This window comes from Bacillus sp. JJ1609 (assembly GCF_036967045.1).
In the GTDB taxonomy this organism is placed as follows: Bacteria; Bacillota; Bacilli; order Bacillales; family Cytobacillaceae; genus Mesobacillus.
On sequence record NZ_JBALSS010000007.1, the window covers coordinates 123,658 to 147,308 of the forward strand.

Sequence of the window (23,651 nt, forward strand, 5' to 3'; positions counted from 1 at the left end):
AGACTGGCCTTTATTTTTATTTTTCAGGATCAGTAGATACTTGCCAATCTATTCCGAATTTATCTGTTACCTGGCCATAAGCTGGGCTCCAAAAGGTTTCCTGAATTGGCATCGTTACCTTGCCACCATCCTGCAGCTTCTCAAATATCTCATTAGCCTTCTCTTTATTGCTGATCAAAAGCGCTACTGTAACCTGGTTTCCCAGCTGATAAGGATGACCCGGCATATTATCAGAAAGCATCAAAAGTGCATTTCCAACTTTCAGCTGAGCATTCATAACAAGATTTTTCATTTCAGGAGCAATTGGATAATTAGGATCCTCAGGCATATCTCCAAATGTAGAGAGATTAATCACTTCTGCTCCTAATGCATGCTGATAGAATTTCACTGCTTCCTGACCGTTTCCATTCGTAACTAAATAAGGGACAATTCCTGTTACCATGACAGCACCTCTTCTTCTTTTTATAGAACTTACGTTCGTATTTAACTTTACCATATATTTCTGCACGACACAATAAACTATTTTGCCCATTCATGATTAAAATATAATTACTATTATCCTTGAATAAACGGACCAATTAAAACCTTGCTGCAAATTTCTCTAATTAGAAATTAGTTAATTTACTTTATCAATTGTATCACAATAACATTTTTACCTCCTCTGCTTGTAAAGCTTGTTGAAATGCAGACAAGCTATATTGCTAAATGACTCAAAAATTTCAACTTAACTTTTTCAATTCTTTTTTCAACAAAAAAAACGAGTATAAAACCAAATGGTTTCATACTCGTTTTGTGTATTTAGTTTTGTTCAAGCAAAGCTTTCACACGAGCTACTACATTGTTCACAGAGAAGCCGTACTCTTCCATGATTTTTTCACCTGGTGCTGAGGCTCCAAATGTGTCAATCGCAATAACTTCACCTTCATCGCCAACATAGCGGTGCCAGCCTAGTGAAGAGCCCATTTCAATTCCAAGTCGTTTCTTGACTGACTTAGGAATGACACTTTCTTTATATTCCTTTGATTGTTGCTCGAAACGATCCCAAGAAGGCATGCTGACTACTGAGACATTAATGCCTTCAGAAGCAAGAGCTTCTTGAGCCTGTACTGCAAGGCCTACTTCAGAGCCTGCAGCAAGCAGCATTGCATCTGCTGTTTCTTTTCCTGCAGGTGAAATTACGTATGCACCTTTAGATACTCCTTCATAAGCATTCTTAGCAGTATCTTTAATGGTAGGAAGGTTTTGGCGAGTCAACACAAGCGCAGTTGGCGTCTTTGTTGATTCAACAGCTAATTTCCAAGCCGCTGCTGTTTCATTTCCATCAGCAGGACGGATTACTGACAAGTTGGGAATTGCGCGAAGACCAGCAAGTTGTTCAACTGGTTCATGTGTTGGTCCGTCTTCTCCTACTGCAATGCTGTCATGAGTGAATACATATGTCACAGGCAATCCCATTAATGCAGCAAGTCTGATTGCAGGTTTAAGGTAGTCAGAGAATACGAAGAAAGTTCCCCCGAATACTTTTAAACCGCCGTGAAGAGCCATTCCGTTCATTGCTGCTCCCATTGCGAATTCACGCACTCCGAACCAGATGTTGCGGCCTTCAAAAGAACCTGGGAAGAAATCTCCTGTTCCTTTAATCATTGTCTTGTTGGAACCCGCAAGGTCAGCAGATCCTCCAACTAGATAAGGAAGATTTTTTGCGATGCCGTTAAGAGCTTCACCTGAAGATGCACGACTTGCAAGACTCTTTCCGTCTTCATATACCGGAATGTCCTTATCCCATCCTTCTACAAGCTCAGCATTCATTGCTTTTTCTAGCTGTGCACCGAGTTCAGGATACTCGCTCTTATATTTAGCGAATAGTTCATTCCATGCCTGCTCAGTTTGTTCACCCTTATCAGCAATCTGCTGTTTAAAGTGGTCATATACTTCGCCAGGGACATGGAAGTCTTCTTCAAAAGTCCATTTGTATGCTTCTTTAGTAAGCTTAAGTTCGTCAGCGCCAAGTGGAGCACCGTGAACATCAGATTTACCAGAAAGGTTAGGTGAACCATAACCGATAACCGTTTTTACTTCGATTAATGTTGGACGATTTTCATCTGTCTTCGCTTCTTCCAGTGCTTTAGCGATTTCTTCAAGGTTGTTGCCATCCTCTACACGAATATACTGCCACCCATATGCCTTGAATCGGTCAGCAACACTTTCAGAGAATGACTTATTTAACTCTCCGTCCAGTGAAATGTCGTTCGAATCATACATAACGACCAATCTGCCTAATTTGAGGTGAGCTGCAAGAGAAGCTGCCTCTGCTGATACACCTTCCATTAAGTCTCCATCGCCGCAAATGCTATATGTATAGTGGTCAACGATGTTATAGTTGTCCTTATTGTAAACAGCTGCAAGGTGGCGTTCAGCCATTGCCATACCTACTGCCATAGCAACCCCTTGTCCTAGTGGACCTGTAGTAGCATCGATTCCTGCTGTGTGGCCAAATTCAGGGTGGCCTGGAGTTTTGCTGCCCCACTGGCGGAATTGCTTAATGTCATCCATTGAAAGGTCATAACCTGCAAGGTGCAACAAGCTGTATAACAACATTGATCCATGACCTGCAGATAATACAAAACGGTCACGGTTAAACCATTCAGGATTTTTAGGGTTGATGTTCATGTAACGAGTCCAAAGCGTGTATGCCATCGGAGCTGCTCCCATTGGCATGCCAGGGTGTCCGGAATTCGCCTTTTCAATTGCGTCAATCGATAAAGTACGAATTGAATCAATTGAAAGCATATCAATTTTATTAAACATTAAATACATCCTTTCTATAAGTACTGGCTACAATCTTAATATTATAGCGAGAATAATTATTATACAACAAATTGTGCCTGAAGGAGACAGAAAAGGCCGTATAGTTATTTATTTTGACACAAATGCCTTAAAGTTATGTAACAGAATCCACGCAGTTACGCTGTTTTAAGTACTGTTCCAACTCACTTTAGAAACAGAAAAAGGATACAAACATTATGTATCCCTTTGTATGAACTCTATTAATGAAGCTTATTTTTGTTTTGAAATTCTTTTAGCTTACCAGGAGTAACATCATTCCCAGCTGGATCCACAATGGTTACACCTTTTAATGTATTAAGCATGGAAGAACGGAAGGATTGCAGATATTCTGCTCGAAGCTTCGTTTGTTCCTTTGCCTCTTCCTCAGTCAACTTTGATGCTTTTGCTTTTCGTGCCAATTCATTAATTCTGGCAATTTTATCACTAGATAGCATTGGTAAAGCTCCTTTGTAAAAAAGTTACGTTAAAAGTCATGTTACTAGAATCAGGGGATTTTTACAAGAAAGGAGTTTCCTCATCCTTTGTCTCTATGTATTCTAGATATCTGCGATTAACTGTTGCTTTTGAAACATTGAACCCAAAGCCTCTTAATGTTGCAGCAATCTCGGCAAAAGTAAGACCATTATTCCTGAGCTTGACAATCTCTTCGATTGGCATATCTTTCCGTTCTCTCCCAGAATGGTCACCTTGATTTTTCAAGTTCCGCTGAGGCTTATATCCGTGCTCAATAGCCCGCTGCATCCCTCTTTTGATTTTGATATTGTGGATCTTTCTTTGATATTCTTCGACCATGCTCACAATTTGAAGCACCATCGAATCTGATTCTGAAAGCTGAAGCTCACCATTGTGCGAAATACTGTAAAGCTTGATTTTTTCTTTTAAAATGCAGTGGAGAATTGCGACCTTAGCATTTCCTCTGCCAAGACGTGTTTCATCCTGAATCAACAGTGCTCCGATTGTTTTATCTTTAATTAGGTCGAGGAGTTCCAATATACCTTCTCTTTCAAGATCGTATCCGCTTGCCTGCTCCTTAATGATTCTCTGAACCTCGAAGCCGTAGCTGCCAGCAAGGCGGATTAATTCCTCCTCCTGCCTCGCCAGTGAGGTTTCCTGTGTTTCTTTTGTCGTACTTACGCGGCAATAAATAATTGCTTTCATGATGTCACCTTATTCGCTTTGCTTATTTTATCTTTCTGCGCCGGCAATCTGTGTCGGCTCTACTTGTTCAGCCATCACGGGGATGACAAGTTCATCGCCAGGAAAAATCACCTCGCCGGCTATTCCATTTTTTTTCTGTACCCAGCTAACGAACTCGTTTTCTGAAAGATTATGTTCATTTGCATATGTTTCGGCAATCTCCCATAATGATTGCCCTTCTTCTATAGTAACAGTTATGTATGCATCGTCTGAAATATTTAAATGAGCTTTCGCCACTAACGAAAAAATCAAGCTGACAGCAAGCAGGATGATTGCATATGAATAGTTTTCCCAAAGTTTTTTCATGTTCAGCACCTCTTTGCGAATGTATGTTCGTTCATTTGATTTCATTATAAAACGAACATTTGTTTCGTGTCAACTAAATATTCGAACTTATGTTTGTATCTCGATAGAGGACATGGTATAATAAGGACAAGAAAATATACGAGGTGCGTGAATATGACGAAGTTATCGAAACGGCAACAAGACATATTTGAGTTCATTAAAGGTGAAGTCAAGAAAAAAGGATATCCACCATCCGTACGCGAAATTGGCGAAGCGGTTGGCCTTGCCTCCAGCTCCACTGTCCATGGACATTTAGCTAGACTAGAAAGCAAGGGCTTGATCAGACGCGATCCTACAAAGCCGCGCGCAATCGAAATCCTTGAAATAGAAGAAGATAGCCGTATCCCTAAATATAATGTTGTCAACGTACCTGTCGTTGGTAAAGTAACTGCGGGTATGCCGATTACGGCAATCGAAAATGTCGAAGAGTACTTCCCTCTTCCTGATCGTCTCGTCCCTCATGATGAGCAAGTGTTCATGCTTGAAATCATGGGAGACAGTATGATTGAAGCGGGAATCCTTGATGGTGATTATGTCATCGTTAAGCAGCAGAAAACGGCCAACAATGGTGATATCGTTGTTGCGATGACAGAAGAAGACGAAGCAACAGTTAAGCGTTTCTTCAAGGAAAAGGATTATTTCAGGCTCCAGCCAGAAAATTCATCCATGGATCCTATTATCCTCCGCAACGTTTCGATTCTGGGCAAAGTGATCGGAGTATACCGTCATATGCATTAAAAAAAAGCAAGCGGCTTTCCGCTTGCTTTTTTACATATGAATCTATTAAATAAGATGTTTTACTGATTATGGAACCTTCAGATTCTCTATAAACCATCTCCATTACGGACTAGCCCCTTTATTATTCTTCTGTTTTATCCTGGTGTTTCACACCTTTACTCTTATAAGGCTTGGCACTTTTAGCCTTATTCGCGCTTGATTGCCATCTGTTCCATCCTTTTTTACCTGTACCTCGACCTGTTCCGCCTTTACTCTTCGCTTTACTCATGTTTATCAACTCCGTTCATTTATAAATACAACCATATTGTTAACCATTTTAATTGATGAAACACATTTAGAATGGAAAGATACAGTTCTAAACTATTTCGTGATTATCTTTGTGTATCTAATTTATACTACCCCTTATCTAGGAGAGTAGCACATTTTACCATTTACAGGGCAGAACCCCTAGCATGTTGTCCATTATCTCATAAGATAATGTATCAACAAGGGAAGGAGTTGAAAAAAATGGGATGCAACAGAAATAACAACGATGTTTCTAATGTTTTTTTCCCTAACAGGGACAGGGATAGGGACCGTAATCAAGTGAGAGCAACTATTGACTTTGATGATCTTTGCCGCGCAGTGCGCCGTTGTATTATCGAAGACTTAGAAGGTGCTCAGGATGATAGAGATGATCGTGATCGTGATCGCGATCGTGATGATCGTAATCGCCACCACAGAAAATGTGGATGCTGGTTCTAATTTAAATCCACACCTAATTCGCTAAAAAGAATCCCGGAGGTATTTATCTTCCGGGAGTCTTTTTCATCTTTAATATTTTCTAGTACCATTTTACATTCTGAACAGGGAGAACTTTTACGATGTCATTTAAATAGGCTTCCTTTTGCCCAGCAGTTAACCACAGATGTACAATTCCGGAATCCTGGCTGCTCCTAATCAAACGGCCCATTCCCTGCCTTAAACGCAGCAGCATATATGGCAGGTCAATCTCTACAGTTGCGTTATTGGCATGCTTTCGTTTCGCCTGGAAAACAGGATCATGAGGAGGGAACGGCAAGGAAGAAATAATCACCTGGATTAATGATTCACCTGGAACGTCCAATCCTTCCCATAAACTATAAGAACATAGTACTGTTGTATGCTCGCTTTGGAAGGCCTTTACGGTTTCACTAATTTCTCTGTCTCCCTCAAAAAGTATGGCAAATGGCCATTTTTGAATATCTGCCCATGCCCTAAAGCGTTCCATTTCCTGAGAGGATGAAAATAACACAAGAGATTTTCCGTTTTGGCTTAATAAGTCGGCCCCAATCTGCTCCCATTTATTCGTTTCATCTGTCTGGATGTGTCCCGCCATCTTCATCTGCTCTTCATAATCAAACGGAGACGCCACTGTAAAGGAAGAAAACTGTTCAATACCAAGGCTTTTAGCAATATAACTAAAGTCGCCAGCCTGGGATAATGTAGCTGAAGAAAAAACAAAAGGAATATTTTGTGAAAAGACTTCCTTCTTCAAAATTTCTTCAACTAATCGAGGCATAATAACCAATGATGTTTGAACCTCATTCTCCTCAAGCCAGAAGATCCCTTCATCATTTTTAAGGAAAATTCCTAAACCATAAGCAAAGAACTCCAAATACTCTTCCATGATTTTCAAATGGTAATCATCGATGACGAATAATTCAGCATCAAAAACAAGCTGATCCATCAAATCACTTACCTTTTTCTCAAGGGTTTCAGCTGTTTTCCTGATACTAGCAAGGAGCGGAACTTCTTTTCGATTAGATCCTACAACCGCTACTGAGTTATCAACAAGCAGGTCGAACCATGCATCATGAAGCTCTAAAATATCCTCGATTAAATAAAGCGACTCTTCCCTAACATCCTGATGCATATATCCTGTTAGGACCGTCGTCAGCGTTTGTGAGTTAAAACGATAAGTAAGCCCTTTTTGCGCTGCAAATTCAAGCAGGTGGCCTTCATCAAAAATGACGGTGCTCGCTTCAGGGAGAAGCGGCATTTGCCCTTCCCTTTTGCGGGACTCTTTCGTCCAGACATGTTCCATATAAAAGTCATGGGAACATATGATTAAATCACCAGCATGACGGTAGTGATCACGGTTCAAGGTTTGGCCGCAGCGGTGGCGCCATTCACAAGTGGAGCATTGCTGGAGCGGATCCCATGCCATCATGGACCATTTTTCATTGGATACCCATGGATATTCTTTGCGGTCACCATAACGGCTGAAAGAGTTCATGGATATGCCTTCATCAAAGATGAAATCCGGCAGCTGGTCATGAACATCGAGAATCTCTTTTTCATTCGTTGTATTTGAAAGATTGTCGAGCTTCTTTACACAGACATAATTTTCTCGGGCCTTTGCTAATCGGACATCCACATTCAGGCCAAGTGCTTTCTCAAGCTTTTCAATATCTCCGCCTTCTTTTACAAGCTGCTCAATAAGTGTTTCATCCGAACATGAAATAATGGCCGGTTTTCTCATATAACGGGCATAAAGGATGGCATATATTAGATATACAAATGTTTTGCCAGTTCCCACTCCCGCTTCCGCAAAAATGATTCCCTTATTTTTAAAAGCCTGCTCCACCTGGAAGGCCATATATATCTGTTCGTCACGCAGTTCATAGCCTTTTTCAGGCAAAATATCATAAAATACATCACCAATATAATCACCTAATAAATCAAAAAAGGTATCGTCCTTGGTAATGGTAAATGGAAGTGTGTTTGTCATGCATTCTTCTCCTCAAAAATTACGCATTTTCGTTCTTGGCACAAAAAAGCCAACTTTTATCATAACAGAAAAATAAACTTACGCGCAAAAGATAAAGCAAAATTTATCTATTTTAAAAAATCTTCGATTCTATATATGGAATATACTGCTAAAATGAATGTAGATTATTTCTTATGAAATTACGGAGATAACGAAAGAAATAGGTATAAGGTACGTAGAAGAAATCCAGACCCAATAACTAGTTTGTGAGTAATTCACTATTACCTAAAACAATATCAATACAGGATATCAAAATAAAGGCATTGGCTCCGTACTAGTAACCAGAGGTTTGGAAGCTTGTAGAGAATCAGGTTATCATCAAATTTTGTACTTGGTCATCCTAACTTTCACCCTCGATTCGGATTCGCCTCTTCCAAAGCTTTTGGAATAAATCCCCCTTTCCCCGTGCCAGATGAGGTATTTATGGGACTTGAACTCGAAAGCGGTTCATTATCAGGGATGCAAGGAAGGATCGAATATCCGCCTGCATTTAACGCTGTTTCTTAGACTTTGGGTTGAAAAAGAGCCTTTGAGACACTTTTTTAATACGCTAATTCCTAAACTCCTTGCTATAATGTCTTCCTAAATGAATAGCACCACTTATCATAGTTTAATTTTTCTTCATAAAACCGATGGGCATCTTTCCGCTGAATGCCAGACTCCAGAGCGACAAATTCAGCTCCATTTCCTTTTCCCCAGTTATGGATATACCTTAGCAGACTTTCACCATAACCCCGCGAACGAGCAGAAGCGTCTGTAACAAGGTCATGAATATATATGTGTTTTTTATTGTAAAAATTTGTTCTCCAGCTAAGTCCAGCCAAGGAGACTATTTTCTCTTCATCATATAAGGCAAACAATTGATACCCTTCCTTTTTCATTTGATTAAGCAGCTCAAAGTACGTTTCCTCTGTCAAATCAGTCCTTAACTGTTTCATAACTGGGTATGCTTCAAGCAACTGTTCATTATTGATCAATTCCTTAATATTTACCATTTAAGATCACACCACTTTTTCTTATATTCTCTTAATATTTTTACAATTTTTTTTGGGAACTTGGCGCAAATATTCCTTAATTCAAACACAGGCCTCCACAGACCGGCATAAGATATGCCTAGTAGGAAGGGAGGAGACTGACGATTGGAGGAATCCATACAAAACCTTGCAAGTGATATGGTCATCGCATTGTTAGATATTATTGTTATTTTGCAGGTAGAGGAAAATCCACTTATTGGAATCATTCTTGTTGCTCATTTAAAGACCGTAACAAAGGACCACTTGATCAGGATTTTACTTATCTTATTGGTCATGATACTAGGATTATCGAGAAACCATTCATCCTAAATATTATCTTGCTGCTGATTGTCCACCCATCTAATTTCTTTACCTTTAATAGTTCCGACTTTGTGCAAAATAACGGAAAAATGATTAAAGTTCTCTTTTCCTTTGAACTATAGCTGCTAAAGCCTCCTAAGTTATTCCCTGTACCATCTCTCATCAAATTCCAGATCTAAGGCTTTACCTAAACAACAGCCAAATCGGATGAAGCCTCTTCCGCGGGCAGTAATAATGTTTCCGTCCTGAACGACTAGCTCATCTGAATAGTTTTCCATTTCGAATACTCCTGAGTCCTCCATAAACTCTTTCATGAGGCCAACAGTGTACTTTCGTCCAACGAGTACACCCGCTTCTGCTAATTGCATGGGAGAGCTCGAAATACTAGCAATCACTAAATCTCTCTTTGAAGCTTGCTTGATAAACTCGGAATATTTTTCTTTATTTTGCAGGGCATTATTATTCATGCATCCCGGCAATAAAAGACTATCAATCTCATCCAAATTCAAGTCTTCCAAAGCCATGTCTGGTATACATTTCAAACCCGACTCACCTTTGAGTGGCGACTTATCCAGGCTAACAGTTATGGACAGGCTTTTCTCCTTGCATCAGAATGGATAAAGCAACACTCAATTCATATTCGCTAAACTGCGAATATAATAGTAAGGCAGTTTTTTTCAAAATAACACTCCTCATAAGAATCACTTAATTAATATTTGCTCATAATTTTCTTCGGTTAATTCTTCCTTTGAAATAATCAACTTCAGAAACTTGGTGTAAAGATCCGCGATTTCTTTTTGCTGATCAATTATTTTGATGCTCTCATCGTAGCTGATTTCATCTTTATAAATCTGGACTTCCAACCACTTTGTGCAGTCTTCTTTGCTTCTCAAAAAAAGAGATTGTTTTTCTATATATCTTGAATATACATTTTCAGCTTGGGCTTGTATTTCTAGAAAATCCTGCTCTCTTTCAGGAATAATGTGATATGTATAAACTTTAATAAACATGGAATCCTCCAATGTGGGTCACTGTGAAAAGACTATAAATTCTCTTTTTCTTTCAATCTCTGCAACCGATCTTTATGGATCTCTGAAAGCTTAAGGAAATGAAATTCATTTATTTCAATCAATCCGGTGATAACTTCAGCCTTAGACCGAGCTAGTTCATATAACGGTTGATCAATAATTTTTGTAACAAACGCAACTTCTAATTCATCTTTGTCTAATTGAAAAATTTCCCCTTTTGGAAGAACTACAATATCTAAAAATAGATCATCCAACCATGGTCTCTCATTTTCAATCCCGTTTTGATAGCAAATATCAATATACCATTGGACAATCTCTCCCTTCGAATCGAACATGGTTGTAATAGAAAATTGCTCCTCTTGCGGGAAATGCTGGAGCCAGGTAAAACCCTTATCAACGATACAAACTTTTTTATCTCCATATTGAACGAAAAGAGGTTCAGTAACCTGCAAAACATTTAGATAGGTTACATATCCTTTAAATTCATCTTCATCAAGGTATGCTTGAATAAACCTTCTCTCCGTGACGCGGGCCCAATCCGCACGGTCACCATATCTTCTTTTTAACATATTTGCCTCCAAACAAAGCCTATATTTTGTTTAAGACGATCATTCATATAAATCACCAAGATTATTAGTTATCACCACACCATGTTCCTCCAGCTTTTCATATATCCTAAATTTATAGCTGCTTACCTTATGGTTTGAAGCAAGGTTGATTATTTCACTTTTTTTTGTTTCAAATTCATAGTGATCCATTACGGTGACATTATTACTCTTCGTATATACTTCCTTTGCATTTTTAATATCTTCCCATTCATACGATGTGATTGTGTTGAATGTTTTTACATCGTTAAAATGGATTCCCTTATCATCTAGGTAGTAATAATTAGATATTCCGAACATAAAGAATGGAATGCTCAGGGTCATAAGCAAAAGTGTAATCCACTTAAAATATCGAAGTTCAAACTTCCACTGACTAAACATATGAATCAGAATCATTATAGGTATCCATAGCATGCCAATAATAAAAATGACATAGGCAGACGCTGGAGTATCATAAAACCATTTCTCGCTGGACAAATATAAATAATCTTGAATAAAGAAGACCAATACAAAAGGCATGAAAAGACTGCTGATCAACAAAATGAGCGCTGAAACCAAAAGGATTTTCGAAGTACTTTCTGTACTGAATGTAAGTTTAGCCATGTTCTTCCTCCTAATAACCAAGTAACATATTTTTACGATTTTAAGGTTATTAGGTTTCGAAAATTTGGAATTTTTCGCATTTATACAACGATTCTCTTTAATTAAGAACCGCTGAGAATCCTCTAAAAATGCTTCTCCATAGGCTCTTTGCAATGTGTATATCCGTTCCTGTTATAAAATTCAATACTGGTCTCACTCGGCCATACGATAATGAATTCAAATTTCATATTCTCTGCCCATTCGTTCACCTTTGATAGAAGCTTGCTGCCAACCCCTTGGCCTCTGTATTCTGGCACAGTATAGACATTTGTCATATAAGCAAAAGGATGCGTGATTCTACCTGGACGCGGTACCTTTTTTAACAATTCAATATAAATATGGGAAACGATTCTATTATTGTTTTCTGCTATCCAAATAAACCACTCGCCACTGCCGATCGCTTCTTTCAGGAAATCTCCGCACTCTTTTTGAAAAGTACAATATTCGGTTCCCTCACCCATTTCAGGATAATCCTCAAGTGTGAAATCCCATCTCATTTTAATAAGCTGATCTATATCTTTTTCTTGTGCTAATCTTAATTTCACAATCTTCCCTCCGATTATCTTCTCTCGATAGAATAAAGAGCCTGTTCTGCTCCGAACCGGATTAGCGTTTTTTCCCTTTCCATGCCTGCCGATTCTAAAAGTCTACAGGAAGCCTTATTGGCTGTTTGTGTCTCTGCGATTATTTTTGAAAGATGCAATTCCTTTAAACCGTATTTGATAACCACTCCTACCACTTCTCTCCCGTAACCCTTCCCCCACCATGATGGCATGAACTGGTAGGACACCTCGGTATACTCACCATCATGATGAGGCGTGAGTGAAACTAAGCCCATGAACGCATTAGAAATTCTCTCTCTTACTACCCAGAAATGAGATTCTCCCTCATTTTTAAGCATAAATTCTGCAGCTTTCTTCAAATCAGCTTCATCAACAATGCCGCCTAAATACTTTCTAACATCATGGTTAATGTACAGTTTTTTAATTTCAATAAAATCAATATGCTTTAAATCAAGAAGTTTGCATCGTTCTGTCTCCAGCAAAAGACCACCTCATTCTGTTACACGATTTTTTGCGATGATAAAAGCAATCCCAAACGGAATCAAAGGCACTAGTCCGAGCAGCATGAACCAATTCTCTGCACCAAAGAAATAGATGGCGGGCAGAAAAATTGTTAATCCACTATATAAAAATACTTTCCATGATTTCTTAATCATCCCGATAGCAAATAAAATACTCGCAGCACTAACTAGTATCCAAAATATCAAACTAGCATCTAATATCATGTGCTGACCTCCTTATTGGCTGCTATTTCATGACTTTAATCCGGCATCAGCCATGTGAACCATCTGCCATGCCCCTCAGTTTCCGCTATTTTATTTAAGCTTTCTTTTCCATTCAAATAGTAATCAAGGTGGAGATCACGGTCCTGAATATTGTTATAAAGATGGAAAATGTCCCGCTTCTCTCCAATATTTTTGATGTTCAGAAGGAGTCTTTCCTTTGTTTCAATAGGCATCTGATTGGCAACGTGAGTATGGAAAACACAAATTATCTGATCATCAGGAATATCTTTTGAAACGCTCTGAAGCAATTCGACTCCATCACCCTCTATTAATTTCAATGGATTGTTCCTTACATACCATGCTGCCTTTTCGAAAAGTTCACGTCTTTCTTGATGTTCTGGCCAAATCAGCGATTTAAGCCACAAGTAATCTTCTTCATCTGATACATCATTTATATGAAGGTCTATTCCAATTCTTGAAGCCACATTAAAATGACCTAATTGATTCAAAGGGGTGTAGTCACCTCTTATTTCAGCTGAAATATGTACACCTGAATTTTCATCCCCATAATTTCGCTCTGTACCATACGAGTAACTGTATTTATCGACTAAGAGCTGCAGCCCTGCACTTGTGCCTATTTCAATTAAGGCCAGCGGTTTTTGAGTCTTTCCGTATATAAAGTTAAAAGCTGGATAGAGGTATGAGCACCTTCTAACTTCATTTGTTTGCACAATCTTGTTTGTTAGCATCTCATTTATTTCTTTAGATTTTTGTACGCAGAAATCTCTGAAATACTTTAAAGACTCTTCCAGATTTCGCGGTTTTTTTACCAAGCTTGGATAGAACTCTCTTAATTCATGCTCATTTCCTTTTAACAATAGATAGTGAACTGCCCCAAAAAGCAGATTCGGGATAGGCTGGCCCTCCCTTGCTTTTAAGGCTAGACCAAGAACTTCCTCATCCTCAGCTATTTTCATTGCCAGGAATTCATATAAAGGACTTGAATTTTTGCACTCATTCATTGCAAAATCCCTAAATTTTTCAGCAAGATGATTAACACTCAAATTCCCCGTCCCCCTTTTGACCAATTTTCAATTTCTATGATTTCTCATTAAATTAGCAAAAGTCATCATTAAAAAATAAAAGGTGATACTTGCTAAAATGACTTGTAATGAATAGTTTCCTATTAGTAGAGAAGTGGGATTCTCTTGTAGATTGACCAGGCCCAATCGAAACGGAAATGCTTCCTCCAAAGGTGTTAACGATGTATGCTGTTCAATTATCGGCAAGGGAAAACCAAGCTTGTGCATTGTTAAATCATATTCTGCAGTAACAATTACGGAGTCAAAAAATGGTGTAATCGAAACTCCTAACCATCCTATAGCAATAGAAATGAGTAAGAAGCGATGATGAACTTTTATTCTTATCTTTCTCACATTCGCTAATCCCACCACAAAACCAATTTTCTAAACTCTTTCAGATCTTCAATAAAACCTTCTATATTCCCTGTTCCCTGGTCGATGATGTCTGGGCAAAATTCATACAATTCTTTTACGAAAGGTTGCAAGTCAGTATTTGTTGGAAACTTGGCAAAATCGACTTCAACACAATCCTAATCCGCCCCAATAATAGTAAAGGAATATCGTTTATGCCACTCCTTTAATTTAAATACTACATCACCATTACTAATGTCGTAGTTTTCCCCATTCGTCTGCTGAAATTTAAGTATCTCAAACTGGTCATCTCCTATTACAATCCCCACACTAGTGCTATTGTTTCCTCTTTCATTGATAAAAGCTAAACAGCCCATTGGCTTTAACTCTGTTTGCAGCTTATGGAGAAGACGTTCCGCTGTATCCTCTTTCGTATTAAAGGATATTCCAATTGCTTTGTCGTCAACTTCTGAATATAAATCTTTCCAATAAAAAGGCCGTAAATCTGTATTTGCAGCCTTTTTTATGACTTTTATCATTTCTTCTGTAAATCCTAACTGAATAGCCAATTCTTCAACGTTAACTTGCTTAGCCTGACTTTTTGCAAAACCAAATATTTTCTTCCAGCCCATCTATTCATCACCTGCTAATCTACGAATGGTTTGTTTGCTTGAGATTCTGTACAGTAGCTTTCCAGCCTGCCGGCGCTTCCAGCTCATTTACCTTTTCAGCAATCACTTTTGCTGCTGAGCCCAAACTCATTTGAAAAGAATCAACTTCTACGTCATAAACCTCTTTCTGCTTATGTACAAAATCCAATTGTCTGACAGCCTGACCAAGCGTTCTGTCACCCCTAGCCTTCTCCCTGCGTTTAAGCTCACCAGCCGGACAGTGAACCCCTACGAAAAACACAAGATAGTTCTCCAGTATTGCCACACAATCCTTTAGAGTATCTTCATCATGAAGTATTTGGTCGACTATCAGATTGACTCCCTTGTCTGAGAACAATGCAAGATTCCTGTGAAAAAGTGCTCAGTTGGAACTGGAATCAGTCTGTCATTCTCTCTGTCCTCTATCCGTTCAATAATGGTATCAAAATCATCAATACTTATATGAAAATAATCTGGCAGCAGATTTATTAGCTCCTTGGATAAAGAGGTTTTCCCTGAACTTGAAACCCCGTTTAACAATATAATTTTACCTTTTTTCATTTTCTTCCTCCGATGCAAAAACCCTTATTGTTTGTGCTATCTCAAGTCACTCCTTTAATAGCTGAAAAGGAATAATTAAATTAGCCTTATCCTTCGGTGATTCAGTTTCCAAATAAAAATCTTCTGCCTTCCAATATCTCTGTTCAAATTTTTGAAGGTTTTGTTGAGTACCACTACTTTCACGGCAAAACCTAACTTCCCTTGGACAATCAAGAAATGCAATATAGTCAAAAAAATTTCTCCATTCCTCTCTTGAAAGGAAAACTCCTTCTACAATGACCACAGCCGCTTCTTTCAATCCTACCTCTTTAAATACTTGCCTGTCTTTTTCATGATCATAAAAAGGCAGCATAAGTGTTTCCGACCAAGGAAGTTTTTCAAAAAGATTCTCTTTTAGCCAATGTACATCCCACTGGAGGGAATAATATTCATACCATTCATCATTGCCAGTATGATAACGCTTTGGCCTTTCTACAATGAAATCATCTATATGCAAAATTTGATACGGAATGTCCATTTTCTCCAATACATTGCCTAGGTTTTTAACAAGTGTAGTTTTCCCGGACCTGCTCAGGCCATCGATTCCTACTATAAAACGCTCTGCCCGGTTAACTGATTCAAATAGTGATACGAAATTTTGTATGACATCCACTGATTGCCTTCCTCACCTTTCAACCGCTATATGCCTTCATTAATACACTCATATAAAAATTCCACATAATGGGTAAGATTTCCTTTTCATGAAGAAAGCCGCCTAAAGCAGGTAGCTAAAGTCCCATAGCTATCAAACATCGTCTAACTAGGTCTGCCTCTTGAATACTTTCCTTCAGCCAGATTGGAGACCTGGGATGGACATGAGTTTCTTCAGTTGTTAGCCATAATACCTTATCAACCTCATCCAGACTTTTTGCAAAAGGCTCGCCCGACTCTATCTCTGCTAGAAATACAAAATCCATGACTTCTTTTCCGTCCCTAAGCATAAAAGTAGTATTGCGAACGAACTCAACTTTGTCCTTAATCGTCACTCCAACTTCTTCATACAGTTCTCTTTTTAAAGTTCTTTCAAGCAAGTCCTTTGTATTGCCCTCATTCTCCACTGTACCTCCCACCAAAGATAACAGACCTCCTGCGTGTTCTTCTTTGGTACTGCTTTCAATGATAAGCCACTTTCCATCTCTAAATATGGCTCCCTCGACATTGATAATGAACATTTTTGGCTCCTTTATCATTTGTTGTATAAATCTTCGCCTCGCCTCACATTAATTCCTCCTTTGAGTCTAAGGACCTGTAACTTTTCTAGGAGATCCCTTTATTACATTAAAAAAGCATTAATTGAAAAAGTTACACATAGTTTTTACTAATTTTAATGTACTGAAAATTCGTTAAATTTACACATGCTTTTCTCCTATTGATACTTGTATAATAGTATTACACCAAGAGTTACCTAAGGTCAGCCACAAAAATTTAGACTTTAGGAGTGTGAAGAAGAATGTCAGAAAGCATTATTTTGGCAATGCTGATTGGTGGGTTTGTGGGATTGACGGGCCATGTGAGAAAACGAGGCAAGATCATCATGCCCCGAAAGACAAAGAAGTTTATCTATCTTGGTTTCCTAGAAGAAATTCTTACAGGTGCCTTAGCTGCTGCATTGCTCGTAATATCGTCAGAGGCGGATTCGCTGTTAAGAGTATTTTTGATGTCAATAATGGCTGGTTTTGGTGGAGATGCATTATTAAGAGGGCTTGAATTGTTTAGAGTAGACAACAGTAACCGAGGCGCGGAGGATATCGGCAATGAAAAAAACAATACCTCAGCCTGACAGAAAGAAGTTTGCTGCATTATTTTTCAAGCAGCTACGCGAGTGCTTGATTTTTTTTTGGTAAAAATGAAATTGGGAAAGTTTTAATCCCTCTAAAAATCCTCTTCCATCTTCATTTCCTATTTTCAATAAATTTGGCCTTTTATATGTTTGAGTAGCAGGCTGTTATGATTTGCGATAAAATCTGTTATTTCATTAATTTCTTTTATCCTTCTCAATTCCATTATTACTCGCCTCCTCCTGAAACTTTATTTGTTGTCCTGATTTATCCAGCTAATATTGATTCTATTTCCATACATGTTTCATAATTGCCAGGAGAAAATAAACAAAACAACCTTAAGGAGTTCTCCGATGGACCTTAGACTATTTCAGTTAATCAATCAGCTGTCCGGACGCAATTGGGTCGTTGATAAATTGATGATTCTCATTTCCAATAGAATCCGGTATGTATATATTTCGTTTTTAGTTGTTTTTTTGATCAAAAACCGATTTAAAAAGAGGCTAACTGTTGAAACCGGCGGCTCAATCTTTTACACATTATTTATCCATAGTTTATTTAAGTTATTTTTTTATAAACCCCGTCCTTTTAAGAAAAGGCGCGTAGGAATCCTTATCCCCTCGAAGATGGATTCAACCTTCCCAAGCAAACATACACTGCTTGCCTTTGCTGCTTCTACAACCATTTTCATGTATCATCGAACACTAGGTATCTTCATGCTCTTCATGTCTGGACTAACAGGATTCTCAAGGATTTGGGTTGGACATCATTATCCGTCCGATATAATCGGCAGCGCGATTTTAGGCTCCCTTTCCAGCATAGTTACACACATTTTTTCCGGCAATAGATCAGGCGAGGATATCTAACATTTTTTTGCTTTATATTGCATCAGCCAGCTGTCCCGAAGTTCTCCTTCATGCCATTCATGTTTGGGCAAGAATTTATACTTTGGAATCCCACTTTTTCATAACAGGCTATTGCCCTTTCATTCCAGGTTTGCGGATCGACAATAACCAGATCCGCTCCTTTTTGTTCAATTAAATAATTTAACATTGATTGCATTAACAGCTGCCCTATTCCTTTGTTCCAATAGTTTATTTCTCCAATAAATTGATCTGTACCGTATATGATTTCCGATTGGTCTAAACCAAAATCAAAACGATCAGACGGTCCCAATTCATAAAATTGAATATAGCCTATTTCTTTATCCTCAAAAAGAACAATGCATCGTGTTTCATCAGAATCAGATGTAAAAAACACATCCCTAACCATATCTAAATCAAAGGAACGATCCCTTCCCTCAAAAAATTGAAGGACAACAGGATTTGATAGCCATTTAGCTAAAAAATCGGCATCCTTTTTTTCTAATTCTCATACTTTTATCTTTCCACTCTGGAATAACAATAAAAATCCTCCTTATGTTCGGCTTGCTTCTGGTTATTAAAACACTAAATCATCATTAAATCTTGTTCTGCAATTAAAAAATTCCCCTTCCGTTTTCATGAGCATTCACGTTATTTCCTAATGAATTCAATACAAACTAATACTCTGGAAATCAATTAACATTTACATATTAATAATATTGATATAATATAAATCAATATTTACCGCTTAATCTTATTTATAAGAACGGGGGAACCAAACGGCGGTTTCCGCCTGGGGTGAATTCATTACGAAGGGGATTTGTGTTTCCAATTCCTAACCCGACAGCTAACCTCGTCAGCGACTAAGGGAACAGAGGAGAATACTCTGTTAATAGACACCCAAAGTGTCTTTTTTTGCGGAGGAAAGATCTTGTTTCCATTGCCAATTGCTTTTTTAGCATAGAATTTTACAGAAGGTGAGGAAATGCAGATGAAAAAAATCAGTTTAGCTGGTCAAATTTTTATCGGTCTGGTTCTTGGTATTATTGTAGGCGCAGTCTTCTTTGGAAATCCTGCTGTTGCTTCTTACCTGCAGCCGATTGGAGATATTTTTCTCCGATTAATTAAGATGATCGTCGTACCAATCGTTGTTGCAAGTATTGTTGTGGCAGTTGCTGGTGTAGGCGATATTAAGCAGTTAGGTAAAATTGGCGGTAAAACGCTACTTTATTTTGAGGTCATAACTACCATTGCGATCATCGTAGGTATTATCGCTGCAAATGTATTCCACCCTGGAACTGGGGTAAACATGAGCGAGCTTGATAAAACCGATATTGCTAGTTATGTAGATACTGCTGAAACACAGGAAACAAAATCGATGATTACTACATTGGTTGAAATCGTACCTACAAATCCAATTGCAGCAGTTGCTGAAGGCGATATGCTGGCGATCATTTTCTTTTCTCTCGTTTTTGGACTAGGAATCTCCGCAATTGGTGAAAAAGGAAAACCTGTTATCGCATTTTTCCAAGGAACGGCTGACGCAATGTTCTATGCAACAAACCAAATCATGAAGTTCGCTCCATTCGGAGTATTCGCCCTGATTGGGGTTACTGTATCTAAATTCGGCCTTGAATCCTTGATTCCGCTCGGCAAACTGGTCCTGACTGTATATGGAACAATGATTTTCTTTGTAATTGGTGTTTTGGGTCTTGTAGCCAAGCTTGCTGGATACAATATTTTCAAATTAATTTTAACACTAAAAGATGAATTAATTTTAGCATTCTCGACAGCAAGCTCTGAAACTGTTTTGCCTAGAATCATGGATAAAATGGAGAAAGAAGGAGCACCTAAACATATTACTTCTTTCGTTATTCCAACAGGCTATTCCTTTAATCTGGATGGCTCGACACTTTACCAGGCATTGGCTGCGATCTTCATTGCCCAAATGTACGGTATCGATATGAGCATCTCTGAACAAGTATCCTTAATGCTTGTATTAATGGTGACCTCAAAAGGGATCGCCGGAGTTCCTGGTGTTTCCTTCGTAGTTCTTTTAGCAACACTGGGTACGGTCGGACTACCTGTTGAAGGCTTGGCATTCATTGCTGGTATTGACAGGATCCTTGATATGGGAAGAACTGCCGTGAATGTTGTTGGTAATTCCCTTGCTGCAATTGTTATTGCTAAATGGGAAGGTGTCTTCAAACCGGCAAAGACTTCATCAGCTATAAATAAAGCTTCTTAATAGAAACAGATAGCCAGCTTGGTGTAAACCACATGCTGGCTATCTTTATTTAGAGCATCTTATTCCACTGTTTCTATTAAATCACCCAAATAAAACGCAGCAAGCTGCTCCCCCCATGGTGCCATTTCTGTTTCAACAAATCCAGCTTTTTTATATGCATACCGTGCCCCATCATTCTCTGGATGGTAGCCAATCATGATAAATGGAATGTTTGCTGAATTGATACACTTTATCTCTTCCACAATTAAGTTTACAGATGTGGCACCAAATCCTTTGCCTTGATAAGCCTGATCAAGCATCAAACGATATATCCAATAATTATTGTCGTCTGAATCGATTCCATACATTGCAAACCCAATCATCTTTTCTTCGTAATAAATGCCTGATGCCTTGAAATTTTCAAGAAACTGGACCTCTGCAATCGAATATAAATTTGAAGCGATTAAATGCTTCTGCTCCTCTTTAACGGTTAAATCGATGGCTTCTTCCCAGTTTTCTTTTGTAATTGGTTTAAGTGTGACGCCCATTAACAATCTCCCATTCTATTCTCATTTTTCTGATCCTGGTCAGCAATGGCTTCAAAGTCTTCGTCATAAGTCCTGGAAATGACATTCTCGATGTTGACAGTTAGTCTCATTTTTATTCCACCTATATTTGCGATATAATAATTTTCATCATCTATTTCGCTGCAAGGTAGCTAAATTCCTTCCACATTACTATTTTAAAGCTGAGCTTCCTGCAAATATTTGAATTTTCCAACGACCTTTGCTAAAGTTGCTTACAAGAAGGTTTTACCTATACTGATGGTGTTAACTAATATTTCTTCATATTCATATAAATTTGATTTATCTAAGGGAGTGCACATAATGGAAGCAACCTATGTTCAAAAGGATGAAGTAATCGAGTTCATCAGAGCAAACAGAGGGATTTTCGAAGAGAAGTTATTATCAGAAGCTGTAAATGTAGCAACCAAGATCCATGATATTTTGCTGAGAGGCAACATCGACCTTTTAAAAAACGCTGAAAAATTAGTAGGATATATTGTAGAACGGGATGAAGAAAGCTTAATTGCTTTTGCTGAAATAGAGGGCGTTGCTTGGGCAGAACATTCCTTGACTGTAGCCTTCAAGTTGGAATGGGTCCAGGCAATCAGACGTACATTATGGCAATTTCTGAATCAGTTTGACCGTATGAACGGGAAATTCAGTGATAGAAACGAATTTTTCGAACTGGAAAAGAGAATCAATGAACAGGTTGACCAATTTTTGAATACCTTCTTCCTGAGCTATACCAATTATAAGGATGAACTTCTGAACTCTCAGAGAAAATTAGTTGAACATTTATCTGTTCCGATCATTCCAATCAGCACTTCAGTGGCAGTATTGCCTTTGATTGGCATGATCGACGAATATCGTATGCAAATTATCGAGGAAAAAGTCCTAATGGATATTTCTCGACTTAAAGTCCAAACTCTGATTATGGATCTATCCGGTATTGCTGATATGGAAATGAACGTAATTGACCATTTCCAAAAAGTTTTGAATGGGATCAACATGATGGGTTCAAAGGCTGTCATTACAGGAATGCGCCCTGAGCTTGTGAGAAGAATGATCCATACAGGAATTAGCTTTATCCAGAAGGCAGAGACAAGAGGAACCCTGCAGCAAACCCTAAAGCATTATCTTGATAGTGAAAATGTAATGTAAGTCTAAGGAACAAGTTAGCCCCCTTGTATAGCACAAGGGGGTTTTATGTAGCGAACTGAAAGAAAAACAATGATTATTTCTAGTCCAATATAAAAATAGTTTTTCGCTATTAAATTTTCATTCTCGCTATAAAAAGTATTTTCCGCAATTAAATCTTACAATCTTTTATCCAATTCAAGGAGAAGGTTATTATTTTCCTCAATGTCCTTGTGGATTCCTTCTATTTCAGACGCAATTGTATACTCCTGCTCTTTGACGGAAAAAATCAGTTTCTGCTGCATCTGCTGCTGTTCTGTAATTTGTCTAAGGCTTTCAGCAAGCTCAGAGCTTTCATAGCGAATGGACTGGATTCCTGAAGAAACATCTGTTAATTCCTTGGTTTGACCTTGAACCTTGACATCAATTTCATGCATAAGACCGTCAAAATCCTTAAAGGAATCAAAGCTCGAGTTAATTTTAGTTTCAATTCTATTGAGCTGAGCTGAAATATCTTGCGAAGCCTCGGCTGAAGCAGTCGCAAGCTTTCCAACTTCCTTCGCCACTACGGAAAAACCTTTTCCATGCTCACCGGCACGTGCTGCCTCGATTGATGCATTAAGTGCCAGGATTTTCGTTTGTGCAGCAATGCCAGAAATCGTTGAACTAATGCTGCCGACCATTTGCGTCAGGCTCACAAGCTCCTTAAGCAATTCAGATGTCTGTGCCATATGCGCTGAAGCCTGTTTATTATCCTCGGAGATTGCCGACGTTTCCTCCACCACTTTACGAATCGTATCACTATGCCTATTTATTTTGGATTCCATCTGCTCGAAGACAGAAAAAAATTGTGAAAGTGACTCATTATTGCGCTCGAGCTGAGCAGCCAGATCGTCAATTGAAGATAAATTATGGTTTACACTTTTCTTGATCGTTTGGGTCGAGAAAACGATGTCGTGGAATGTCTCCTTCATCGCTCCAACAAAAACCGCAGCTTGGCCCGAATCGGCAGCTTTTCCAGATACATCAGATGTGGGCTCAAGACTTTTGGCCATCTGGATAATTTCTTCTATCGCTGGACGGTCAAATTGTGAGTCTCCGATATAACTGTATTGGATCGTATGGTTTTTATCCAAAACGTACGTACTTGGGATCGCGATTCGGAAGCTATCCCATTTTATTGGCACGAATACCTCGTATTGTTTGATAACTGCTCTATTTTCATCCGAAAGGATTGGAATCTTGATTCCCTCCTTATCCACGTATGCCTGGATTCCATTTAAGTTCTGTCCGGCAATCCCAAGGATCTGGATTCCTTTTTCCTTTAAGATATCATAAAATTCGTTCAGCTGGACCAGCTGATTTCGGCAATTCGGTCACCACGTTCCCCTTAAGAAAACAAGAATGACCGGCTGCTCACTGTAGTCTGATAATCTATATTGTTTATTGTTCGTACCAGGCAAAGCAAAATCCGGCGCCTGTTTCCCCACACTCAATCCTTTATTAGCCAATAAAATCTCTCCTCTTTCTCCAATCAGTCTTTATGATGACATCAGAATTATTATCGGCTTTTTTTCTCAAT

Annotated in this window: 30 protein-coding genes, 3 pseudogenes and 1 riboswitch; of the genes and pseudogenes, 7 read left to right on the plus strand and 26 right to left on the minus strand. The window is 38.6% G+C overall.

The window, feature by feature from the left end; all coding sequences use genetic code 11:
* Nucleotides 1–16: 16 nt before the first annotated feature.
* From V7654_RS08405 to yneA, 5 genes are all read right to left on the minus strand, one after another.
* Complete coding sequence (locus V7654_RS08405) at nt 17–442, minus strand: VOC family protein (protein ID WP_335429975.1); 426 nt, start codon at nt 440–442, stop codon at nt 17–19.
* Between the two features lie 356 nt (nt 443–798).
* Complete coding sequence (gene tkt, locus V7654_RS08410) at nt 799–2,808, minus strand: transketolase (RefSeq protein ID WP_335429888.1); 2,010 nt, start codon at nt 2,806–2,808, stop codon at nt 799–801.
* A 239-nt stretch (nt 2,809–3,047) separates the two neighbouring features.
* Complete coding sequence (locus tag V7654_RS08415) at nt 3,048–3,281, minus strand: DUF896 domain-containing protein (RefSeq protein WP_335429890.1); 234 nt, start codon at nt 3,279–3,281, stop codon at nt 3,048–3,050.
* A 61-nt stretch (nt 3,282–3,342) separates the two neighbouring features.
* The gene (locus tag V7654_RS08420; protein WP_335429892.1) at nt 3,343–4,005 is read right to left on the minus strand and encodes a YneB family resolvase-like protein; all 663 of its coding nucleotides are present in this window, start codon (nt 4,003–4,005) and stop codon (nt 3,343–3,345) included.
* Nucleotides 4,006–4,032: 27 nt separating this feature from the next.
* A complete protein-coding gene (yneA, locus tag V7654_RS08425) occupies nt 4,033–4,350 on the minus strand; it encodes a cell division suppressor protein YneA (protein WP_335429894.1) in 318 nt (105 codons plus the stop codon).
* Between the two features lie 153 nt (nt 4,351–4,503).
* Between yneA and lexA the strand changes: the two genes are divergently transcribed.
* Nucleotides 4,504–5,127: a transcriptional repressor LexA gene (gene lexA / locus V7654_RS08430; RefSeq protein WP_335429896.1), complete on the plus strand. Its 624-nt coding sequence runs from the start codon at nt 4,504–4,506 to the stop codon at nt 5,125–5,127.
* Between the two features lie 121 nt (nt 5,128–5,248).
* Here lexA and V7654_RS08435 read toward each other — a convergent pair whose 3' ends face one another.
* Together V7654_RS08435 and V7654_RS08440 are read right to left on the minus strand one after the other, a co-directional pair.
* Nucleotides 5,249–5,395 (minus strand): DUF3934 family protein, encoded by a 147-nt coding sequence (locus V7654_RS08435; RefSeq protein ID WP_207498161.1) that lies wholly within the window; start codon nt 5,393–5,395, stop codon nt 5,249–5,251.
* A gap of 555 nt (nt 5,396–5,950) precedes the next feature.
* Nucleotides 5,951–7,879: an ATP-dependent DNA helicase gene (locus V7654_RS08440; protein WP_335429897.1), complete on the minus strand. Its 1,929-nt coding sequence runs from the start codon at nt 7,877–7,879 to the stop codon at nt 5,951–5,953.
* A 274-nt stretch (nt 7,880–8,153) separates the two neighbouring features.
* Between V7654_RS08440 and V7654_RS23910 the strand changes: the two genes are divergently transcribed.
* On the plus strand, nt 8,154–8,309 hold the full coding sequence (locus V7654_RS23910; protein WP_438825271.1) for a GNAT family N-acetyltransferase: 156 nt from the start codon (nt 8,154–8,156) through the stop codon (nt 8,307–8,309).
* Nucleotides 8,310–8,487: 178 nt separating this feature from the next.
* Here V7654_RS23910 and V7654_RS08445 read toward each other — a convergent pair whose 3' ends face one another.
* Entirely contained in the window at nt 8,488–8,913 is a 426-nt protein-coding gene (locus V7654_RS08445; RefSeq protein ID WP_335429898.1) for a GNAT family N-acetyltransferase, read from the minus strand.
* 144 nt (nt 8,914–9,057) lie between these two features.
* Between V7654_RS08445 and V7654_RS08450 the strand changes: the two genes are divergently transcribed.
* On the plus strand, nt 9,058–9,261 hold the full coding sequence (locus tag V7654_RS08450) for a hypothetical protein (protein ID WP_335429900.1): 204 nt from the start codon (nt 9,058–9,060) through the stop codon (nt 9,259–9,261).
* Between the two features lie 131 nt (nt 9,262–9,392).
* Here the strand turns inward: V7654_RS08450 and V7654_RS08455 are convergent, their stop codons facing one another.
* From V7654_RS08455 to V7654_RS08525, 14 genes and pseudogenes are all read right to left on the minus strand, one after another.
* Nucleotides 9,393–9,794 (minus strand): DJ-1/PfpI family protein, encoded by a 402-nt coding sequence (locus V7654_RS08455; protein WP_335429902.1) that lies wholly within the window; start codon nt 9,792–9,794, stop codon nt 9,393–9,395.
* 159 nt (nt 9,795–9,953) lie between these two features.
* Nucleotides 9,954–10,262 (minus strand): hypothetical protein, encoded by a 309-nt coding sequence (locus V7654_RS08460; protein ID WP_335429904.1) that lies wholly within the window; start codon nt 10,260–10,262, stop codon nt 9,954–9,956.
* Nucleotides 10,263–10,294: 32 nt separating this feature from the next.
* On the minus strand, nt 10,295–10,849 hold the full coding sequence (locus tag V7654_RS08465; RefSeq protein ID WP_335429906.1) for a DUF402 domain-containing protein: 555 nt from the start codon (nt 10,847–10,849) through the stop codon (nt 10,295–10,297).
* A 39-nt stretch (nt 10,850–10,888) separates the two neighbouring features.
* Nucleotides 10,889–11,488, minus strand: a complete 600-nt coding sequence (locus V7654_RS08470) for a hypothetical protein (protein ID WP_335429908.1) — start codon at nt 11,486–11,488, stop codon at nt 10,889–10,891.
* Nucleotides 11,489–11,610: 122 nt separating this feature from the next.
* On the minus strand, nt 11,611–12,072 hold the full coding sequence (locus V7654_RS08475; protein ID WP_335429909.1) for a GNAT family N-acetyltransferase: 462 nt from the start codon (nt 12,070–12,072) through the stop codon (nt 11,611–11,613).
* Nucleotides 12,073–12,086: 14 nt separating this feature from the next.
* Nucleotides 12,087–12,572 carry a GNAT family N-acetyltransferase gene (locus tag V7654_RS08480; protein ID WP_335429910.1) on the minus strand — a complete coding sequence of 162 codons (486 nt, stop codon included), beginning with the start codon at nt 12,570–12,572 and terminating at the stop codon, nt 12,087–12,089.
* Between the two features lie 9 nt (nt 12,573–12,581).
* A complete protein-coding gene (locus tag V7654_RS08485) occupies nt 12,582–12,815 on the minus strand; it encodes a hypothetical protein (RefSeq protein WP_335429911.1) in 234 nt (77 codons plus the stop codon).
* Between the two features lie 35 nt (nt 12,816–12,850).
* Nucleotides 12,851–13,879 (minus strand): DUF2332 domain-containing protein, encoded by a 1,029-nt coding sequence (locus V7654_RS08490; RefSeq protein ID WP_335429912.1) that lies wholly within the window; start codon nt 13,877–13,879, stop codon nt 12,851–12,853.
* Nucleotides 13,880–13,906: 27 nt separating this feature from the next.
* Complete coding sequence (locus V7654_RS08495) at nt 13,907–14,251, minus strand: hypothetical protein (RefSeq protein ID WP_335429913.1); 345 nt, start codon at nt 14,249–14,251, stop codon at nt 13,907–13,909.
* A gap of 5 nt (nt 14,252–14,256) precedes the next feature.
* Nucleotides 14,257–14,880 (minus strand): annotated as a pseudogene (locus V7654_RS08505) (DUF4253 domain-containing protein).
* A 19-nt stretch (nt 14,881–14,899) separates the two neighbouring features.
* On the minus strand, nt 14,900–15,256 hold the full coding sequence (locus V7654_RS08510; RefSeq protein WP_335429915.1) for a phosphotransferase-like protein: 357 nt from the start codon (nt 15,254–15,256) through the stop codon (nt 14,900–14,902).
* Nucleotides 15,229–15,459 (minus strand): phosphotransferase-like protein, encoded by a 231-nt coding sequence (locus V7654_RS08515; RefSeq protein WP_335429916.1) that lies wholly within the window; start codon nt 15,457–15,459, stop codon nt 15,229–15,231. The genes V7654_RS08510 and V7654_RS08515 overlap by 28 nt, the downstream gene beginning before the upstream one ends.
* Before the next feature lie 46 nt (nt 15,460–15,505).
* The gene (locus V7654_RS08520) at nt 15,506–16,102 is read right to left on the minus strand and encodes a kinase (RefSeq protein WP_335429976.1); all 597 of its coding nucleotides are present in this window, start codon (nt 16,100–16,102) and stop codon (nt 15,506–15,508) included.
* Nucleotides 16,103–16,226: 124 nt separating this feature from the next.
* Nucleotides 16,227–16,670 (minus strand): NUDIX hydrolase, encoded by a 444-nt coding sequence (locus V7654_RS08525; RefSeq protein ID WP_335429917.1) that lies wholly within the window; start codon nt 16,668–16,670, stop codon nt 16,227–16,229.
* A gap of 278 nt (nt 16,671–16,948) precedes the next feature.
* Here V7654_RS08525 and V7654_RS08530 point away from each other — a divergent pair, with 278 nt between their 5' ends.
* Both V7654_RS08530 and V7654_RS08535 read left to right on the plus strand, forming a co-directional pair.
* Entirely contained in the window at nt 16,949–17,278 is a 330-nt protein-coding gene (locus V7654_RS08530) for a DUF4257 domain-containing protein (protein ID WP_335429918.1), read from the plus strand.
* Between the two features lie 351 nt (nt 17,279–17,629).
* The gene (locus V7654_RS08535; RefSeq protein WP_335429919.1) at nt 17,630–18,142 is read left to right on the plus strand and encodes a phosphatase PAP2 family protein; all 513 of its coding nucleotides are present in this window, start codon (nt 17,630–17,632) and stop codon (nt 18,140–18,142) included.
* A 22-nt stretch (nt 18,143–18,164) separates the two neighbouring features.
* Here V7654_RS08535 and V7654_RS08540 read toward each other — a convergent pair.
* Nucleotides 18,165–18,584 (minus strand): annotated as a pseudogene (locus tag V7654_RS08540) (GNAT family N-acetyltransferase); the annotation flags it as partial.
* A gap of 290 nt (nt 18,585–18,874) precedes the next feature.
* Nucleotides 18,875–19,016: riboswitch (cyclic di-AMP (ydaO/yuaA leader) on the plus strand.
* 114 nt (nt 19,017–19,130) lie between these two features.
* On the opposite strand from V7654_RS08540, the gene V7654_RS08545 reads away from it, so the two are divergent.
* The gene (locus V7654_RS08545; RefSeq protein ID WP_335429920.1) at nt 19,131–20,387 is read left to right on the plus strand and encodes a cation:dicarboxylate symporter family transporter; all 1,257 of its coding nucleotides are present in this window, start codon (nt 19,131–19,133) and stop codon (nt 20,385–20,387) included.
* A 59-nt stretch (nt 20,388–20,446) separates the two neighbouring features.
* On the opposite strand, the gene V7654_RS08550 is transcribed toward V7654_RS08545, so the two are convergent.
* Nucleotides 20,447–20,914, minus strand: coding sequence for a GNAT family N-acetyltransferase (locus tag V7654_RS08550; RefSeq protein ID WP_335429921.1), 468 nt, complete (start codon nt 20,912–20,914; stop codon nt 20,447–20,449).
* Between the two features lie 339 nt (nt 20,915–21,253).
* On the opposite strand from V7654_RS08550, the gene V7654_RS08555 reads away from it, so the two are divergent.
* Complete coding sequence (locus V7654_RS08555) at nt 21,254–22,093, plus strand: STAS domain-containing protein (protein WP_335429922.1); 840 nt, start codon at nt 21,254–21,256, stop codon at nt 22,091–22,093.
* A gap of 155 nt (nt 22,094–22,248) precedes the next feature.
* Here the strand turns inward: V7654_RS08555 and V7654_RS08560 are convergent, their stop codons facing one another.
* Nucleotides 22,249–23,124 carry a methyl-accepting chemotaxis protein gene (locus V7654_RS08560; protein ID WP_438825272.1) on the minus strand — a complete coding sequence of 292 codons (876 nt, stop codon included), beginning with the start codon at nt 23,122–23,124 and terminating at the stop codon, nt 22,249–22,251.
* Nucleotides 23,125–23,151: 27 nt separating this feature from the next.
* Nucleotides 23,152–23,559 (minus strand): annotated as a pseudogene (locus tag V7654_RS23915) (peroxiredoxin family protein); the annotation flags it as partial.
* Between the last annotated feature and the right edge of the window lie 92 nt (nt 23,560–23,651).

Bases quoted from the DNA above. Each gene is read 5' to 3' on its own strand.
- tkt (WP_335429888.1), bottom strand. From the start codon at position 2,808: ATGTTTAATAAAATTGATATGCTTTCAATTGATTCAATTCGTACTTTA.
- yneA (WP_335429894.1), bottom strand. From the start codon at position 4,350: ATGAAAAAACTTTGGGAAAACTATTCATATGCAATCATCCTGCTTGCT.
- V7654_RS08525 (WP_335429917.1), bottom strand. From the start codon at position 16,670: ATGTTCATTATCAATGTCGAGGGAGCCATATTTAGAGATGGAAAGTGG.
- V7654_RS08470 (WP_335429908.1), bottom strand. From the start codon at position 11,488: ATGGCTAAACTTACATTCAGTACAGAAAGTACTTCGAAAATCCTTTTG.
- V7654_RS08435 (WP_207498161.1), bottom strand. From the start codon at position 5,395: ATGAGTAAAGCGAAGAGTAAAGGCGGAACAGGTCGAGGTACAGGTAAA.
- V7654_RS08530 (WP_335429918.1), top strand. From the start codon at position 16,949: ATGTCAGAAAGCATTATTTTGGCAATGCTGATTGGTGGGTTTGTGGGA.
- V7654_RS08555 (WP_335429922.1), top strand. From the start codon at position 21,254: ATGGAAGCAACCTATGTTCAAAAGGATGAAGTAATCGAGTTCATCAGA.
- V7654_RS08560 (WP_438825272.1), bottom strand. From the start codon at position 23,124: ATGGCCAAAAGTCTTGAGCCCACATCTGATGTATCTGGAAAAGCTGCC.
- V7654_RS08445 (WP_335429898.1), bottom strand. From the start codon at position 8,913: ATGGTAAATATTAAGGAATTGATCAATAATGAACAGTTGCTTGAAGCA.
- V7654_RS08515 (WP_335429916.1), bottom strand. From the start codon at position 15,459: ATGAAAAAAGGTAAAATTATATTGTTAAACGGGGTTTCAAGTTCAGGG.
- V7654_RS08415 (WP_335429890.1), bottom strand. From the start codon at position 3,281: ATGCTATCTAGTGATAAAATTGCCAGAATTAATGAATTGGCACGAAAA.
- V7654_RS08460 (WP_335429904.1), bottom strand. From the start codon at position 10,262: ATGTTTATTAAAGTTTATACATATCACATTATTCCTGAAAGAGAGCAG.
- V7654_RS08405 (WP_335429975.1), bottom strand. From the start codon at position 442: ATGGTAACAGGAATTGTCCCTTATTTAGTTACGAATGGAAACGGTCAG.
- V7654_RS08550 (WP_335429921.1), bottom strand. From the start codon at position 20,914: ATGGGCGTCACACTTAAACCAATTACAAAAGAAAACTGGGAAGAAGCC.
- V7654_RS08485 (WP_335429911.1), bottom strand. From the start codon at position 12,815: ATGATATTAGATGCTAGTTTGATATTTTGGATACTAGTTAGTGCTGCG.
- V7654_RS08440 (WP_335429897.1), bottom strand. From the start codon at position 7,879: ATGACAAACACACTTCCATTTACCATTACCAAGGACGATACCTTTTTT.
- V7654_RS08545 (WP_335429920.1), top strand. From the start codon at position 19,131: ATGAAAAAAATCAGTTTAGCTGGTCAAATTTTTATCGGTCTGGTTCTT.
- V7654_RS08465 (WP_335429906.1), bottom strand. From the start codon at position 10,849: ATGTTAAAAAGAAGATATGGTGACCGTGCGGATTGGGCCCGCGTCACG.
- lexA (WP_335429896.1), top strand. From the start codon at position 4,504: ATGACGAAGTTATCGAAACGGCAACAAGACATATTTGAGTTCATTAAA.
- V7654_RS08420 (WP_335429892.1), bottom strand. From the start codon at position 4,005: ATGAAAGCAATTATTTATTGCCGCGTAAGTACGACAAAAGAAACACAG.
- V7654_RS08535 (WP_335429919.1), top strand. From the start codon at position 17,630: ATGGACCTTAGACTATTTCAGTTAATCAATCAGCTGTCCGGACGCAAT.